Annotated in this window: 16 protein-coding genes; all 16 read right to left on the bottom strand. The window is 47.8% G+C overall.

Annotation, left to right across the window (positions count from 1 at the left end; all coding sequences use genetic code 11):
* Nucleotides 1-45: 45 nt before the first annotated feature.
* The 16 genes from MHH25_RS00325 to MHH25_RS00250 all read right to left on the bottom strand — a co-directional run bounded on the left by MHH25_RS00325 (nucleotide 46) and on the right by MHH25_RS00250 (nucleotide 16,230).
* A complete protein-coding gene (locus MHH25_RS00325; RefSeq protein WP_036606111.1) occupies nucleotides 46-816 on the bottom strand; it encodes a type III pantothenate kinase in 771 nt (256 codons plus the stop codon).
* A 6-nt stretch (nucleotides 817-822) separates the two neighbouring features.
* Nucleotides 823-1,689, bottom strand: a complete 867-nt coding sequence (gene nadC, locus MHH25_RS00320) for a carboxylating nicotinate-nucleotide diphosphorylase (protein ID WP_338707453.1) — start codon at nucleotides 1,687-1,689, stop codon at nucleotides 823-825.
* Nucleotides 1,686-3,335 carry an L-aspartate oxidase gene (gene nadB / locus MHH25_RS00315; RefSeq protein WP_340018849.1) on the bottom strand — a complete coding sequence of 550 codons (1,650 nt, stop codon included), beginning with the start codon at nucleotides 3,333-3,335 and terminating at the stop codon, nucleotides 1,686-1,688. The genes nadC and nadB overlap by 4 nt, the downstream gene beginning before the upstream one ends.
* 35 nt (nucleotides 3,336-3,370) lie before the next feature.
* Nucleotides 3,371-4,309 (bottom strand): quinolinate synthase NadA, encoded by a 939-nt coding sequence (nadA, locus tag MHH25_RS00310; RefSeq protein ID WP_036606114.1) that lies wholly within the window; start codon nucleotides 4,307-4,309, stop codon nucleotides 3,371-3,373.
* 299 nt (nucleotides 4,310-4,608) lie between these two features.
* The gene (gene ftsH, locus MHH25_RS00305) at nucleotides 4,609-6,654 is read right to left on the bottom strand and encodes an ATP-dependent zinc metalloprotease FtsH (protein ID WP_340018848.1); all 2,046 of its coding nucleotides are present in this window, start codon (nucleotides 6,652-6,654) and stop codon (nucleotides 4,609-4,611) included.
* A gap of 100 nt (nucleotides 6,655-6,754) precedes the next feature.
* On the bottom strand, nucleotides 6,755-7,294 hold the full coding sequence (hpt, locus tag MHH25_RS00300; RefSeq protein ID WP_017691352.1) for a hypoxanthine phosphoribosyltransferase: 540 nt from the start codon (nucleotides 7,292-7,294) through the stop codon (nucleotides 6,755-6,757).
* 52 nt (nucleotides 7,295-7,346) lie between these two features.
* Nucleotides 7,347-8,786 (bottom strand): tRNA lysidine(34) synthetase TilS, encoded by a 1,440-nt coding sequence (gene tilS / locus MHH25_RS00295; protein WP_340018847.1) that lies wholly within the window; start codon nucleotides 8,784-8,786, stop codon nucleotides 7,347-7,349.
* Nucleotides 8,787-8,830: 44 nt separating this feature from the next.
* The gene (locus tag MHH25_RS00290) at nucleotides 8,831-9,778 is read right to left on the bottom strand and encodes a serine/threonine protein kinase (RefSeq protein WP_340020429.1); all 948 of its coding nucleotides are present in this window, start codon (nucleotides 9,776-9,778) and stop codon (nucleotides 8,831-8,833) included.
* Nucleotides 9,762-10,514: a VWA domain-containing protein gene (locus MHH25_RS00285; protein WP_340018846.1), complete on the bottom strand. Its 753-nt coding sequence runs from the start codon at nucleotides 10,512-10,514 to the stop codon at nucleotides 9,762-9,764. Before MHH25_RS00285 ends, MHH25_RS00290 begins: the two co-directional genes overlap by 17 nt.
* Nucleotides 10,515-10,599: 85 nt before the next feature.
* A complete protein-coding gene (spoIIE, locus tag MHH25_RS00280; protein WP_340018845.1) occupies nucleotides 10,600-13,107 on the bottom strand; it encodes a stage II sporulation protein E in 2,508 nt (835 codons plus the stop codon).
* Nucleotides 13,108-13,580: 473 nt separating this feature from the next.
* Entirely contained in the window at nucleotides 13,581-14,111 is a 531-nt protein-coding gene (locus MHH25_RS00275; protein ID WP_017691357.1) for a S1 domain-containing RNA-binding protein, read from the bottom strand.
* A 198-nt stretch (nucleotides 14,112-14,309) separates the two neighbouring features.
* A complete protein-coding gene (locus tag MHH25_RS00270) occupies nucleotides 14,310-14,645 on the bottom strand; it encodes a septum formation initiator family protein (RefSeq protein WP_017691358.1) in 336 nt (111 codons plus the stop codon).
* 11 nt (nucleotides 14,646-14,656) lie between these two features.
* Nucleotides 14,657-15,226 carry a spore cortex biosynthesis protein YabQ gene (gene yabQ / locus MHH25_RS00265; protein ID WP_017691359.1) on the bottom strand — a complete coding sequence of 190 codons (570 nt, stop codon included), beginning with the start codon at nucleotides 15,224-15,226 and terminating at the stop codon, nucleotides 14,657-14,659.
* Complete coding sequence (gene yabP, locus MHH25_RS00260; RefSeq protein WP_036606119.1) at nucleotides 15,223-15,507, bottom strand: sporulation protein YabP; 285 nt, start codon at nucleotides 15,505-15,507, stop codon at nucleotides 15,223-15,225. The genes yabQ and yabP overlap by 4 nt, the downstream gene beginning before the upstream one ends.
* A 172-nt stretch (nucleotides 15,508-15,679) precedes the next feature.
* Nucleotides 15,680-15,958, bottom strand: a complete 279-nt coding sequence (locus MHH25_RS00255; RefSeq protein WP_017691361.1) for an RNA-binding S4 domain-containing protein — start codon at nucleotides 15,956-15,958, stop codon at nucleotides 15,680-15,682.
* Nucleotides 15,958-16,230 (bottom strand): HU family DNA-binding protein, encoded by a 273-nt coding sequence (locus tag MHH25_RS00250; protein WP_017691362.1) that lies wholly within the window; start codon nucleotides 16,228-16,230, stop codon nucleotides 15,958-15,960. The genes MHH25_RS00255 and MHH25_RS00250 overlap by 1 nt, the downstream gene beginning before the upstream one ends.
* Nucleotides 16,231-16,397: the final 167 nt, after the last annotated feature.

The raw sequence follows: 16,397 nt of genomic DNA, 5'->3' as shown, positions 1-16,397 counted from the left end.
AACACTTAAGCTGTAATCTCAGCCCGCTGTATGCCGTCACTATGCTCACCTTTCCCGGTTCCGCTCATATATAATACGCAGCCCTTCAAGCGTAAGCAGCGGATCAACTTCCTCTATACTACGGGTTTCTTCTGCGATAAGTGTAGCGAGACCACCCGTCGCGATGACTCGGGGCTTCGCTCCCATCTCCTCGCGAATACGTTCTACAATACCATCTACCTGCCCTGCATAGCCATATATAATACCTGCTTGCATGGCATGAATAGTATTACGGCCAATAACCTTTTTAGGTTTCTCCAGCTCTATACGAGGCAACTTGGATGCCCGCTCATAGAGCGCTTCAGTGGCGATCTGAATGCCAGGTACAATAGCTCCCCCCAGATAGTGGCCTTTCTCGTCAATACAGTCAAAAGTCGTTGCGGTACCGAAATCGACCACGACGAGAGGGCCGCCATACTTCTCAACGGCTGCCACTGCATTAACAATACGATCTGCACCCACTTCACGAGGGTTCTCGTATCGCAGATTCAAGCCAGTTTTGATACCAGGCCCAACGAGCAAAGCTTTTTTGCCTACATACTTCTCACACATCGCTTCGATTACATTCACCAGTGGCGGAACCACAGATGAGATGATGACACCTTCGATGTCACTTGCCCTGATGCCGGACATATGAAATAAATTATAAATCAATACGCCGTATTCATCCACTGTTGACTGACGTGATGTACTCAGACGAAAGTGGTGCAGCAATTCCCGGCCTTGATATACGCCGAGCACCATATTGCTGTTCCCCACGTCTACAACTAGAATCAAAGAGGTTCACCCCTCTTTCTTTTCATTTAAATCCAGACTAATATCCAGGCTCTCAAAGGAATAGGTTAACCTGCCAACCGAAATTACATCCACACCACTCTCTGCAATACCACGAATGGTCTGAAGAGACACGTTACCGGATGCTTCAACCTTCACATGAGGAGCCTGTTCACGAATAAGTTCAACCGCTTCACGCATCCGCTCTGGATGCATGTTATCCAGCATAATGATATCTGCCCCGGCTTGCAAGGCTTCTCTCACCTGCTCCAGATTTTCAGTCTCCACTTCAATCGTCATCGTATGTGGGATAACGGTTCGCGCACGCTGTACCGCCTCGGTGATTCCGCCTGCACCCTTGATGTGGTTATCCTTAATCATAACGGCATCGTACAGTCCAAATCGATGATTCGCTCCGCCACCCACGCGCACTGCGTATTTCTCAAGTAGTCGGTGGCCCGGCGTTGTCTTACGTGTATCCACGAGCCTGGTCTCAAGACCATCCAGCACATCCACGTAGGCACGCGTACGCGTAGCTATTCCGGACATACGTTGCAGCAAGTTAAGTGCCAGTCGTTCCCCCGTAAGCAGTGAATGTGTACTTCCCTCTACCTCAGCCAAAATTGTGCCATGGCTAACCTTGTCTCCGTCTGTTACCTTCGGTGTAAATACAAGATCAGGATCAACGACCTGGAATACAAGTTCAGCTACGGTCATGCCTGCAATAATACCATTGTCTTTGGCGTGTATAATGGCCTTGGATTGGTTGCCTGCCGGGATCGTCACACTCGTTGTAACGTCACCTGCACCAACATCTTCACGAAGCCAGTTTTTGATCGATTCGATAAGCCCTTCATTATATCCATTCAGTATCATGACATCAATTCCTCCACAATCGCTTGTTCTCGCTGTTGCAGACTATGCTTCTGCCACACGATATCATCACGCGCCGGGAAATCCTCTCGATAGTGAGCCCCCCGACTCTCCTCGCGGTGTAATGCCCCGCTGGTAACTAACCAGGCACAGGTCAGAAGGTTGGCATACTCCAGCTCTTCCTTATGCGTGAGTGTCTGATCAAAAAATTGCAATTCCTGTTGCAGCTTGTCCATGGCCTTCTGCAGGTCCTCACCATTCCGGCGCAAGCCTACCTGACGAACCATCATTTTCTGTAGTCGTAAACGTCTTTCAGATATAGGTTTTTGCTCTTTCATGATCTTGCTATTCATGTTATTCATGTTATTCATGTCCACAGATGAAGGCTTAGCCCCTCTTGCTTGTAATAAACCAAGCGGAGGGAGAGATTGAATACGATCAACAATTCTCCGCCCAAATACAATCGCTTCTGATAAAGAATTGCTTGCCAGGCGGTTGGCTCCATGCACTCCTGTAGAAGACACCTCGCCACAAGCAAATAATCGGGAGATGCTGCTCTCTCCACTTAAATCCGTTTTCACTCCACCCATCATGTAATGGGCAGCAGGTGCAACGGGAATCCAGTCCGTTGTCATGTCTAATCCATAACGCATACAAGTCTCATATATGGTAGGGAACCGATGCTTGATCATCTCTGGCTGTTCATGTGTAATGTCCAAGTACACAAAGGTACTGTTGGTGGACTCCATCTCACTAACAATCGCTCGTGCCACGATATCTCGTGGGGCCAGTTCAAGCTGGGCATGATAACGATCCATGAAGCGCTCACCCTTCACATTGCGCAAATATGCTCCTTCGCCGCGTACGGCTTCTGACACAAGGAAACGCGGGGCCCCAGGGTAACATAGAGAGGTGGGGTGGAATTGGATAAATTCCATGTCACGAACAATAGCCCCAGCCCGATAAGCCATGGCTACACCATCGGCAGTAGCTACATCGGGATTCGTCGTGTATCGGTACAGTTGTCCTGCCCCACCAGAACAAAGAACGGTTGCCTGTGCCTTCACGAACACTTGCGATCCGTCATCCTTCTGAACCAGAGCGCCAATGCATTCCCCTCGATCTCGATCCGTAATTAGGTCAACAACAAAATGCTCATCCCAAACTTCAATCCCGGGATGCTCATTCACTTCAACAGCAAGCGCACGTACAATCTCATATCCTGTTGCATCTCCGTTAGCATGCAAAATACGGCGGTGGCTATGCGCACCTTCCTGCGTCAACGCCAACTCGCCGTTCTCCAGATCAAATAAAGTACCCAAACGAATCAGTTCCTTCACTCCGTCCGGCCCCTCATTCACCAATACCTCTACCGCTTCGGAGCGGCATAAGCCCGCTCCTGCTACAAGTGTGTCCTGCAAGTGGTAAGCAGGCGAATCATCCTCAGCAATAACCGCAGCGATGCCTCCCTGCGCATATCTGGTGTTACTTTCAAGTAATGACTTCTTCGTGATCATTAATACACGTTGTTGTTCGCTTGCCTTAATGGCAGTAAACAAACCAGCAATCCCTGAGCCTATAACCAGTACATCCGTCTCTACCATGGGTAGCGCAGACAGATCGAAATCAACTAAATATTGCGGTATCATGTTATTCACCTGTCTTGGAGCAAGAGTAGCGCATCCTATTTTACCAACAACATACGCTCTAGTGATTCTCTGGCTTTGTCGGCAACGGCCGGTGGCACGTAGATTTGCGGCTTCATCGTTTCCAGGCATTTCACCAGTTTCTTCAAGTTGTTCACCTTCATGTTGGGACATACGAGGAACTTGGTAGCAAAGTGGAACTGTTTATCCGGGCTATCCAGACGAAGCTGATATCCTGTACCATCTTCGGTACCTACGATAAATTCCTTCGCTGATGAATTTTTGCAATACTCCAGAATAGCTGTTGTGCTGCCTACAAAATCACCCATTTCTACAACCTCAGGGCGACACTCTGGATGGACAACAAACTCTGCATTTGGATGCTTGGCTCTCATCTCCACCACATCTTTGACTGTAAGCATATCGTGAGTGTTGCAGTAACCTTCCCAGATAATCATTTTCTTGTCTGTATGCTGCTGCACATAATGTCCCAGGTTTTTATCCGGTACCCAGATAATTTCGTCGGAATCCACCGATTGAATAACCCGGACTGCGTTCGCTGATGTACAACAGATGTCAGTCTCTGCTTTGATCTCAGCCGAGGAATTGATATACGTAACCACCTTGGCATTAGGATGTTGTGCTTTCAATTTGCGTAGTCCATCCACATTCACCATATCTGCCATTGGGCAGCCCGCACGTTCGTCCGGGATAATAACTGTTTTATTTGGCGCCAGAATTTTAGCGCTTTCACCCATAAAATGAACACCACAGAAAACAATCACATCCGCATCTGTTTGTGCTGCCTTCTGGGCTAACAGAAATGAATCTCCACGGAAGTCGGCAACCTCCTGTACTTCGTCACGTTGATAATAATGGGCAAGAATAATGGCATTACGTTCCTTTTTCAACACCATAAGCCGCTCACGCAGCTCGCGGTTCATCTCAGCCTTGCGCTCTAAAGCCAGAGCTTCCACCTGTGATCCTCTCCTTTATCGGGACAGCGTCATGCGCTGTTTCGTGGGCTAACCTAAGTCGTTATCTTCGCTTGAGAAACGAATCACAAGCGGTTTAACAACTAATTTACACAACGTTCACGACTCTGTCAATAAATGAAAAAGGCCCGGAACAGCGCTGTAACCACCTGTTTGCTAACTGGTTCGCCATCTAACTCCCGTTTATCTTTATCTATCCTCTTTTAAAATAATGGATAAAAAAAGAGAGCCCCGAGGGCTCTCTTGATTTCACCTGCTATTATAGCCAGATGTATTGTGCATTAAGACGTTGGCTTCGTTCCGCCATCATCCGGGTTATTGTTATTACCCTTTTCCAGATTCGGAGCTTCGTTTGGAATATCTCCGGCTGGTGGCTCAGGCGTTTCATCTTTACCTTGAATACGAACACGCACATCACCGATGGTGTCGATGATTGGCTCTCCGCCTTCAGTTGGTGTGCCTTCACCATCATTGTCATTCTCTGCTTTTGGAGTCAAAGAACCTGTTTCGATCAATTGCTTGATCTGATCCATTTCCAAAGTCTCAACCTCAAGCAAAGTTTGAGCGATCAGGTGCATCTCTTTTGAATGTTTAACAAGCAAGTCCTTACACTTCTCATAACAGTCATTGATAAAGCGTTGCATTTCCTGATCAATCTCGTAAGCAATGGAATCTGAGTAATTCTGTTCATGACCGATATCCCGACCAAGGAATACCTGTCCTTGTGAACTTCCGAATTGCATAGGTCCCAATTTCTCACTCATACCGTATTCCATAACCATGCTGCGAACAATACCTGTCGCTTGCTGGAAGTCACTGTATGCACCAGTACCAATTTCTCCGATGAACAATTCTTCAGCTACACGACCCCCGAGAAGTCCGGTTACTTTATCCAGCAATTCCTGCTTGGTAACCAGCATACGGTCTTCTTTTGGCAACATGATTACATATCCACCCGCACGTCCGCGCGGAATGATGGTCACTTTATGTACCATATCGGCATGTTCCAGGAAGTATCCTACAATGGTATGACCTGCTTCATGATAAGCAACAATGCGTTTCTCGCGATCACTGATGACACGGCTTTTCTTCTCCGTACCAACAATAACACGGTCAATCGCTTCGTCGACTTCTTTCATGGAAATATCTTTACGGTTACGACGTGCTGCAATCAGCGCCGCTTCGTTCAAGAGATTTTCCAAATCTGCACCGGAGAAACCTGTTGTACGTTTCGCGATAATATCCATCTTCACATCGTTGGTCAGTGGTTTATTACGGGAATGTACTTTCAGGACAGCTTCACGACCTCTTACATCAGGGCGGTCAACCGTAATTTGACGGTCAAAACGTCCAGGACGCAGCAAGGCAGGGTCCAAAATATCTGCACGGTTCGTTGCGGCTATGATGATAATACCTTCGTTAACTCCGAATCCGTCCATCTCAACGAGCAACTGGTTGAGTGTCTGTTCACGTTCATCGTGACCACCACCGAGACCAGCACCACGCTGACGTCCTACAGCATCAATCTCATCGATAAAGATGATACATGGGGCATTTTTCTTCGCATTTTCAAACAAATCACGAACACGTGATGCACCGACACCGACAAACATTTCCACGAAGTCGGAACCTGAAATAGTGAAGAATGGTACACCCGCTTCACCGGCTACGGCACGAGCGAGCAATGTTTTACCGGTACCTGGAGGCCCTACGAGCAATACGCCCTTAGGAATCCGCGCACCTACTGCTGCGAATTTACGAGGGTCCTTGAGGAAGTCTACAACCTCAACAAGTTCCTGTTTCTCTTCGTCAGCACCCGCAACATCTTCAAATGTAACCCGCTTCTTCTCTTCGTTGTAGAGACGAGCACGGCTTTTACCAAAGTTCATTACTTTACCGCCGCCGCCTTGAGCCTGATTAAACAGGAAGAAGAACAGCAGGAACATAATGATCAAAGGAATAAAGGAAGTCAGCAACGTCAACCAGATGCTGTCACCTTTCATTGGCTCCTGATGATATTGGAAATTGTTAGTTTCACTTGCAGCTACAAGCTCACTAATTGCCTCATCCGTAGGAGGAATATACGTTGAGAAATTTTCTGATTTGGCGCCATCAGGTGCCTTCTTGTATTGACCGGTCACGAGATACGTTTGACCGTTGAATTGAACCGTCAATTCAGAGACATTGTTGGCTTTGATCGCTGCACGCAACTGATCATATCTAGGATTATCGGTGGCTTCGCCGCCATTGCTGACGAACTGGACTATCCCCACCACAACTAAAAAAAGAATCAAATAAAAACCAGAATTCCGGATGAACCGATTCATCCCCTACCTCCTCTCGAGACACTTTAATTATTTTAACATAGCCCGACATGGCTTCTCAACAGAAGCCAAGAACAGCTCAAGGCTTGGGTCGGGCAGGATATTAGCTACTATAGACTTCCGGCTTCAAAATCCCGATATAGGGCAGGTTCCGGTACTTCTCCGCAAAATCCAAACCGTAACCAACGATGAACGCGTCAGGAATGTCAAAGCCTGTGTAATGAGCTTCCAACTCAACTTTACGGCCTGAAGGCTTGTCGAACAGCGTAACCACTCGCACCGACTCGGCACCGCGGTTTTCTAGCAGTTCAATCAGATAGCTGAGTGTAAGTCCGCTGTCGATAATATCTTCGACAATCAGAACTTCCCGTCCTTCAACGGATACATCCAGATCCTTAATGATTTTGACAACACCTGATGACTTGGTGGAAGCGCCGTAACTGGATACCGCCATAAAATCCATTTCAACAGGTACCGTTATGTTTTTAACCAAATCAGCCATAAATATAAACGCACCCTTGAGCACACAAATGACCAAAGGATTGCGATTTGCATATTCGGCACTTAGTGTTGCGCCTAATTCCTTGACTTTACTCTGAATTTCTTCTTCACTGATCAATACTTCCTGAATGTCGTTCTGCAACTGTGCGAACCTCCTAAGTTATACTATGAAAGCCTTACCTGAACCATAACCACTACCCCTGAATCGCTGAATCGCCTACAGTCATGTACAGGATTGCGGAAGTGCCCTCCCTGACAGGAGCCACACTGGACCGTCGAACACCCGGTAACCAGATGATATGACCTGCTCCATCACATACCACAGGAATACGTGGACGGACAGATGGGGGGATTTTCTCATCGATGAAAATATTTTTCACCTTTTTGCTTCCGTTTAATCCCATCACTTTCATGGTATCTCCAGGTAACCGTGAACGCACAACCAGCGGCATAAGCAGTTGATCCGCATCAAACGCGGCTTGATCCGCCGATTCCGGTACATGATAGTCCTCGGGACTCACCGTCATCAACCGAATATACCGGTTAATTGGGGTGAGTGAAAGCTCATAAGTTCCACTCCATTGCGCAAGACGATACTCGTAAGATTGATCCTGTACGTCCGTCCGTATGCCAAAAGAAATCAGATTATACTCCCGAGTGCAGGCGAGTGTCTGTCCTATATCCAGGCTCCAGGTCGTCACATGGGTCTCCATGACCTTGCGTCGAATGGTTTCTATACGGGTAAAGTCGACAAAATCACTGTCCAAAGGCAGATAATTCAATATTAGTTTAATCAACCTTCGTTGTAAAGCGACATGTAACTTCAAGAAGGAAGGCACCTCAAAGGTTTGCCTTCCGCCGTTCACCTGCACTAGACACCTGTATGTGTCATATGCACTCTGCTCCATGAAATCGTCTTCATCACCCACAATTTCGGCAAGCCGATTCAATGACGGCGTGAGTTGTCCATTATACTGCCCCAAAAAAGGAAGCACATCCAAGCGAATGGCATTACGCCGATATTTACGCAGGGCGTTGCTCTCATCATTGAAATACATAAAACCCTGGGTATTACAAGCTTCTACAAGGTCTGTCTTGTTTATACGAAGGCATGGACGAATAAGTTCCACATTTTTTTCTCGTCTTTTAAACTTCATTCCTGAGAGTCCCGACAAGCCGGTTCCACGAATCAAATGAAGCATGACTGTCTCCGCCTGATCATCGGCATGATGTGCCAAAGCGATGCTTGCCGCATTATATTTGGAAGCCACTTCGTGCAAAAAGGCATATCGCTTGTTGCGGGCTGCTTCCTGTGGTCCTTGACCCGTCAACTCCATATATGAAGGTACATCGGCCTTGGTCCATTCAAATTTAATACCAAGCTGCTGTGCCAGTTCCATCATTTTCTCCGCTTCATCATCAGATTCACTCCGGAAGCCATGATGCACGTGGGCACAGATCAATTCAAGTGGCACATGCCGCTTGCTGATCTCGTGCATGATATGCAAAAAAGCTACCGAGTCCGGCCCGCCCGATACTGCGACGACAATCCGATCCCCGGGAACCCATAACTGATGCTCTTCCGCTGCATCCAGCACGTTCTTCACCAGCATGTTCCAGCGTAAAGCCTCCATACCTGTTCCTCATTCCTTGCGTTATGTATATGCACTCTCACAGATCAGAAAAGTAGTGCATAGATGAGCACTCCAATAAGTAATATCACAGATACAGCGAATGCGTTTTTAAGCCAGCGCGGTGTGGTACTTTTGGAACGACGGCGGAGAGGCGTGGGGCGTGCCATCATTTCCTTCCACCCTTGTGCCGCATGACCTGCATCACGAAACTGACCTCGTAATGCCTGAGTTGTCCAATTGCGAAAAGGACCCAGTCGTTCACTGCGCTCCACCAGCGCTACGAGCTGATTCACACTTCGCAGTTGCGGTAATCCCTCGGCTGCCAGTGCCTTGAGCGCGTCTGCTTCAAGTACATGAATCAACAATAATGCAAATGCAAATACATCATAGGTACCATCTGCCGTACGGCTGCCTGCATTCCAGAAGCCCCGATCATACCATTCGGTGAACTGTTTGACGCTTCGACCAATAGACGTAACTCCGCCGTAGTCGATCAATTCCACCTGCCCATAGTCGGATACCAACACATTCTGAGGTTTGAGATCACCAAACACCCATCCCGCCTGATGCAATTGTGCCAGCTTCTGCAAGAGTCTATGTCCCACCAGAAGTGTCCAGTCTGTCCCCTGACGCCGAATAAAGTGATGAAGTGCCTCACCTCTAACGTAACGCATCACATAAAAGGGAATATCCCGGCCACGAACGGCATAATCATCCACATCTTTAAGATAGGAAGGAATGCCGCTCTGCCGAAGGGCCTCATGATTACGCTGTAGTTGAAAAGATTTGAGCACATTGACTTCCGATTGCAGATCAACCGGATCAAATCCCATTTTTAGCGCGTAGTGTTTGCCATTTTCACCCCGTTGGACAAGAAAAACGATGCCATTAGCTCCTTTGCCCAGTAGCTTCCGAATCGTGTAACGACTGCGATTCCATTTCCCTGTAACCACTGTTCCTGGTGGGAAAGAGGCGTCAGACAACGTTGTCACCGAGCATCCCTTCTCTTTCAATGCGATAGTTCCCTTCTATTTCCTGCTGTTTCTCCAGTGTACCATAACGGTAAAAATCAATCACCTTCTGAATTGCAGGACCTGTCGGCGTTGCACCCTTCATCTGCAACCTTCCAAACAAGGACCGAACACGGCCTGGATCCGTTGTCCAGTCAATATCCATTACCGCATCTTCTCCACTGTGTCGTCCCGGAAAATGAAATACGGAAAGCTTGCTCTCACCTATACGCGCCTGCAAACTTAACATTAAATCACGAATGCCTTCTTCTACCGCAGCCAGTTTGGGCTTCATGCTGGCACTGACGTCGATTAACAATATAACCTGTAAGGCTGTAGTTTCAGCCATATCATCCATCACTTCCACGACCCGGGCGCGTTGTGCAGGCTCCAGATCGGTTACCGTTTTGGGCTCCTTCTCTCCCAAAATTTGTGTTAACTCTCTATTAACCGCCTGCTGAATGGTCTGAACCACCGTTTTCCTTGTCATCATCTGCACCGTATGAGCAAGCTGACGTGTACCTACAATTTGGCTGATTCCACCTCCGGCTCTGGCAATATCCTCAATCTCCCGGCTACCCAACTCACCAATGGTTCCATAATCAATCACGCCAACCACATTAACCGTAATCCCCTCTTCCAGCGCTTCGGCCGCTGCCAGCACTGGACTTGGTCCTACATTGGAACAACCGTCGGTGATCAATAAGATTTGCTTCATCCGATATCCCTCCGTTATTCGTTACTCTCCAACTCTATGACTAGCATTGCCAGAATGAAGAGACTTCAAACAGAAGAATATGCAATTAACTGACGGTCCGTGGACGCTCCATCCGGTTGATGCCAGGCACACGCAGTGTGGCCCATTCAGGGCGGAAATGCTCTACTTTTCCAACAACGACGGTCATATCATCCAATATCTCATGCTGCTGATATCTTATGACACTTTCAAGCAGGCAATCGGCCAAATCTTGTGGATCATCTGTATCAATCTCTTGAATGAGCCGTTTCATCCATAACTCTTTGTTCACCGCATACCCCGGTGCATCATAGATGCCATCCGTCATCATAATGAGGATATCCCCCGGCTGAAGCTGTACCGTCACCAGATCCACTTCAATATCTTTAATAATACCGATTGGCAAATTGCTGGCTGAAACCTGAATAACCTCCTGTCCTCGTTTGATAAAACTTGGCGTCGATCCGATTTTCATAAACGTGGTCTCTGCCGTATATTCATCAATCAGCGCCATATCCACTGTGGCATACATCTCTTCAGGGGAGCGCAGCATCAGAACAGAGTTCACGGATTTGATCGCCAGTTTCTCGTCCATGCCGGACTGTAGCAACTGTTCCAGTATGTTCAGCGCCGCGCTGCTCTCCATGCGTGCCCGTTCTCCATTGCCCATTCCATCACTGAGCGCCACTGCAAATGTACCATTGCCTAACTCAACCGTACTGAAGCTGTCGCCTGACATCACATCTCCCCCTTTTGCGGCGGCAGCAACACCCGTGGTTACCTCGAACGTTTTGGCTGAACCAAACGTAACAGTTGCCAGTCCCTGACGAGGATCGGTCATGGTCTCATGCAAGACGGCAATATGCTCGTCCAGTACATCCGAGATCAGCGGAGCAATCATTTTCCGGCACTCATCGAATCCACGTGTATATGCATGTACAATCTCAATCTCTACATTGCCTGCCTCCAGATTGATGATCTCAATGGAGTGAATGGACAAGCCCAGTGACTCCAGTGCGTCCCGAATCTGCTCCTCCTGCTGTACCATCTCATCACTTTCCCGCTGAATTTCTTTGGCCAGGTCCTCCATGACCTGAGATACACCGGACAATTGCTCTGCAACCAGCTGCCGGCTATCGATAATTTGACGCTTCCATTGCATGTTATGTTGATGCAGTCCATACTGGGCACGCATGACTTCAAGGACCTCTTCCGGTTTCGCACACACCCTGTTCCAGTCGACTGGAATCTGCTTGCCTGAGATCTCAGGGTTTCCTTCAATCGTACTCATCACGTCCGTCATATATTTGTAGGTTTGAATAAACTTCGCATCCCAGCATTGTGTACGCTTGAAACAGCTCGCACATGTGCCCTCGGCAACCGCATTCATGAAATGGTCCATTCCACCTTCTTTCTGTACCTGCTCTCCTGCACCCGACATCTGATCGAAGCTACGTGACAATTGACGGAATACCTGTGAGAACCGGGTTACCCGTTCTGCCGTGATATCCCGTATCCGTTTGGCATACTCATGCTGCGATTTGGTATGATCCTGCGTACCCGGTACATATTTGGATATCGCCGTCATCAGGCTTTTAGGTGTTAACATGAATAGTGCGATAGCTGCACACGTCTCCCATAATGAGTTCATCACATCGCCCGGTCCGCCCAGATATATGGATAGAATGGACGAACCCAGCAGCATACCCAGTGCAACCGCCGCACGTTTGCCCTCTCGAAGCATACCCGCCAGCATCCCGGCAAAAGCAAGCAGGCTCATCTGATACACCGCTGACATGTCAGCCAGACTCAGAATCAAGCCGGTAATGACCCCAACTGAGGCTCCAAGGGGGGCTCCGCCCACCAGCGCAAAGATTAATATGAGATAACGGGAGAGCATATGCTCGACGGATAAAGACTGAATGGTCCACCCTACGGCTCCCGTCATAACGGAAGCGAGCAATATGATCAGGCAGAGGATCTCCTCGTTCTTTAGGCTGAACTTTTTTTTGCGGTAGGTGAAGATCGGTATGGCTTGTATAAAAACAAGGGTGAGCACGAAACTTAATACCGAATCCATCGTGAGCATCAGCATCGCGTACCAGCTGAAGGATGGTCCGATCACAACCGCGAATAACTTGACCATAAATGTAGTCGTAAACACCATCGTTGGTGCATAAGATAATTCAGCACGATCATATGACTCCAGACCCCGGAAGAGCAGATAAAAGATGGCGATCTCCGATGCAACAATGAGTGGTACTGGAAACGGTGCAAAGAGACTGCCTGCGAGAAGTGCAGCGCCTACCGGAATGATGTAATCCCTGCGCATGAAAGCAATTACAGCGAAGTAAGCAATGGCAAAGGGAGATAACTCATTCAGGATCATTGCCTTTCCGAGCAGGAACCCCATAAACGTAAGCAGCAGTACCCATTTGCGGGAAGCAACCATCTGGACAGCCTTGCGGGAGCCAAGCCATTGTTTCAGACGTACCGACAGCTCCTCCCGAGCTTCCGTACCTCCTTTACCTGCTTTCATTCCCGGAAATTGAATGACATTCCACTTTTCCATCATCCTCAAGGCACCCCATTCGATTAATTTGAATTTTCGTGTTTCGTTCTCGATGGTTCTGATTATAGATAGATTAGAAGACGTAGTTTGTCAGAATAGGTGGGCAGGGTCCAAAAAGTTTACGACAAAAGAAACAAGCCTGGCGCGGTGGAGCGAAACCCCCGGCCTTATTGTGGTTTCATTCATTCTCCTACTTGATTCCGACAATCGGAATGTCTGATTTTGAACCGGAGATGGTTTGGTCTCGCCACCATTTGAGCAGGATAACTGTGGAATGCCACGGAAACCTGTCGGTAAAAAATGGTAGACGACAAATGTTCTTATGGTTTCATTTTGCCGTGCAGAAAAACTGGGGATATGGAGCTTCACCTTACAAAAAAAGCTATTCAACTACTTATCTGTGAAAGAAACGCAAAAAAACCGTTAGCCCATGGGCTAACGGTTTTACTTATATGTTTAGATCAGGTTGTGACAGATTACACACGCTTGGCTCCACGGCCTCCGCGTTTGCCTTCTGTGTTCTTCTTAAGCGAAGAGATCCGCTCTTCACTATCTTTCAGGAAGCGTGACATTTTATCCTCAAATGAAGGTTTGCCTGCTGCGGGCTTGAAAGAACGGCCTCCGCGGTCACCACGGTTAAATCCACCGCCGCCACCACCACGACCTTGGCCACCACTTGGGCCTCCGCCGCTGAATCGTTCGCGATCTCCTCCACTGCGTTCCGGTCTAGGAGCTCTCGGGGGTCTAGATTGGGTTTGTTGCTCAACCGGTTTGTCAACAGCTTGCTTAATGGAAAGTCCGATCTTGCCATCCTTGTCAACGTTGATAACCTTCACTGTAACGAGGTCATTCAGCTTCAGGTGGTCGTTGACATCTTTGACATAATTGTCGGCGATTTCCGAGATGTGAACGAGACCCGTGACACCTCCTGACAGATCCACAAATGCTCCAAAATGCGTGATTCCTGTCACCTTGCCCTCTAACTTGGTGCCCACTTCAATTGCCATAGAATAAAATGATCCTCCCTTAAAAATATACAACCCGATTTTTTGAATGCCAAAATCAATGCTGCGCTAATGTAATTATACCTTATGCCATAAACCAAGGTCAACTGAACACTACCCCATCAGAGAGCCTATTTTTTCCGGTTTAACGGCTTCAGACACACGGATAACAAACCTAGCTCGGTAATAGACCGAATTCCATCAGTTCCCTGACTCTTCAACCTGGATCGGCGTTTCCTCAGGAAGATAATATCCTTTTTTCCGTGCCAGCTGTCCTATGTATTCAGGGTCATTCAACCGGCTGACTTCGTACTTCAACTGTTCCAGCTTCTTCAACGTATCTTCCTTTGAAGCTTGCTGAGTGGCCAGATGAGAACTCTTGTCCGAAATTTGTGCAGTCTGCACAAGGAATGTATATCCTGCCCATATTACAAATACAATCATAAACGTCATCCAAAGCATGAGGCGCCTTTTTGCACCGGCAGATTTTCCTTGGTTAGTTGGAGCCTTTGATCTGCCCACAGGTGTTTTACCCATTACGGACCTCCTTAAAACCAGCGTTTCCACATCGCTGCAATTCTTGTACCCACACGGATCATGAAGCGTGGCGTTACCCAATGTTTCAGGAGCGGCCTAAACATCCAGCGGAACAACTTGCCGAAAGGTACCAAACATTGCAGCACCAGCCTGCCCAGGAATAATAGTATCGCAATTACAAAACCGAATAATACGCGAATTAACTTATAAATTCCTTTAGCCGGCATAACGATCAGGATGTTAAGGATATGTCCACACCAATGAATCAGCGTTCTTGCGAGTTTAATTAACATTACCACAAAACGCTGGGTTGTAACACTTAAAAGCCAAAAATAGAAGCAAACCCCTATAATCAGCCCCAAAAAGACATAAAACCGCAACTGTCCGTGGTTTCCGGCGTATAGCATCCGAAAAACGAACAGCGCGGAAGCAACCCAGTACAACAGATCGAGCGTGTGAATACTCCATCTCGGAAACCGCAGCTGTCCGGACAGTACCCGGTAACTGTCGTAGGCCATTCCCATCACGACCCCCGAGGTAAGCATCCACATCAATGTGATCCATTGAGTATCCGGACTCATCGGAACATCTTGCCAAACAGGCCTTTACCATTTTTGGACTGGGAACCGGGGTCCAGATATTGGAGCGAACTGACTGTGCCTTCAATGGATAACAGACCTTCCTCCAGGCTCAGGTTTTTGATATGTAAATTGTGCCCCCGGATGGTCAGATGCCCAAGTTCAGTCTGCAGCAAAAATTCCTCACTGTCGAAGCTCTCCACGTTGGAGACACCCGTCAGATCCAGCAGTTTCCGATTCTGCATGCTCAGATGATGCTGTTTGGCCTTACCGTGCTCAACCATGGCATGTACCCCTCCTTCTTACACCTAGCTTATGGGTGTGGAGGTTGGAATAGAACCAGCGTTGTTGAACAAATAACCCGGCATCCAGTAAAAACAAAAACGCCCTTCCCTGTTACAGGAGGACGTTTCGATTCAACTTGCATTGAATGAATATTTAATACCAGATGTACTGTTACCAGTTCATTCCGTTATCCTTGGCGATCGGCTCTTCCTTCACCAAGGTGTAGAGGCTGCTCGCCTCATCCTTCTTGGTACTCTCGGCAATTCGTTCCACCCTCACAGTGACCAGTTTCTGACCGAACTGAACCGTCAGCTCATCGCCCACTTTGACAGCGGCGCTGGGCTTAGCTTCACGTCCGTTCACCAGAACACGTCCCTGTTCAGAGACGTCCTTGGCCACAGTGCGGCGTTTGATTAGCCGGGAGACCTTCAGGAATTTATCAAGACGCATTATTTTACGGCTTCTTTAAGTTTGTTGCCTGCTTTGAATGCAGGAACAGTGGACTCAGGAATCACGATTTCATTCCCTGTTTGTGGGTTACGTCCGGTACGACCGGAACGTTTGCGGGTCTCAAAAGTGCCAAAGCCGATCAATTGTACTTTGTCTCCGCTGGCAAGTGCATCTGTAATTTCTCCCAAAAAGCCGTTCAATACGGACTCAACGTCTTTTTTAGTCAAACCACTTTTGGTTGAAATGTTGTTAATCAGATCTGTTTTGTTCATTTTTAAAAGCCTCCCAAATTGAAAAAAAAGTATCTGCGATTCCTGACAATACATCGATTGCCACTGGTTTCGCGTAAGGTTACTACACATGTATTCTGGCTTGGCATCTGAAATCCTGCCTTAGTCCGCGACTTTTTTTAGCTTTTTGTCGATGGTCCGCAGGCAAC

Origin of the sequence: Paenibacillus sp. FSL H3-0457 (assembly GCF_037981725.1) — a bacterium.
Taxonomy (GTDB): Bacteria; Bacillota; Bacilli; order Paenibacillales; family Paenibacillaceae; genus Paenibacillus; species Paenibacillus amylolyticus.
Note: the sequence above shows the minus strand (reverse complement) of the source record. Positions and strands in the feature narration are given on the sequence as shown.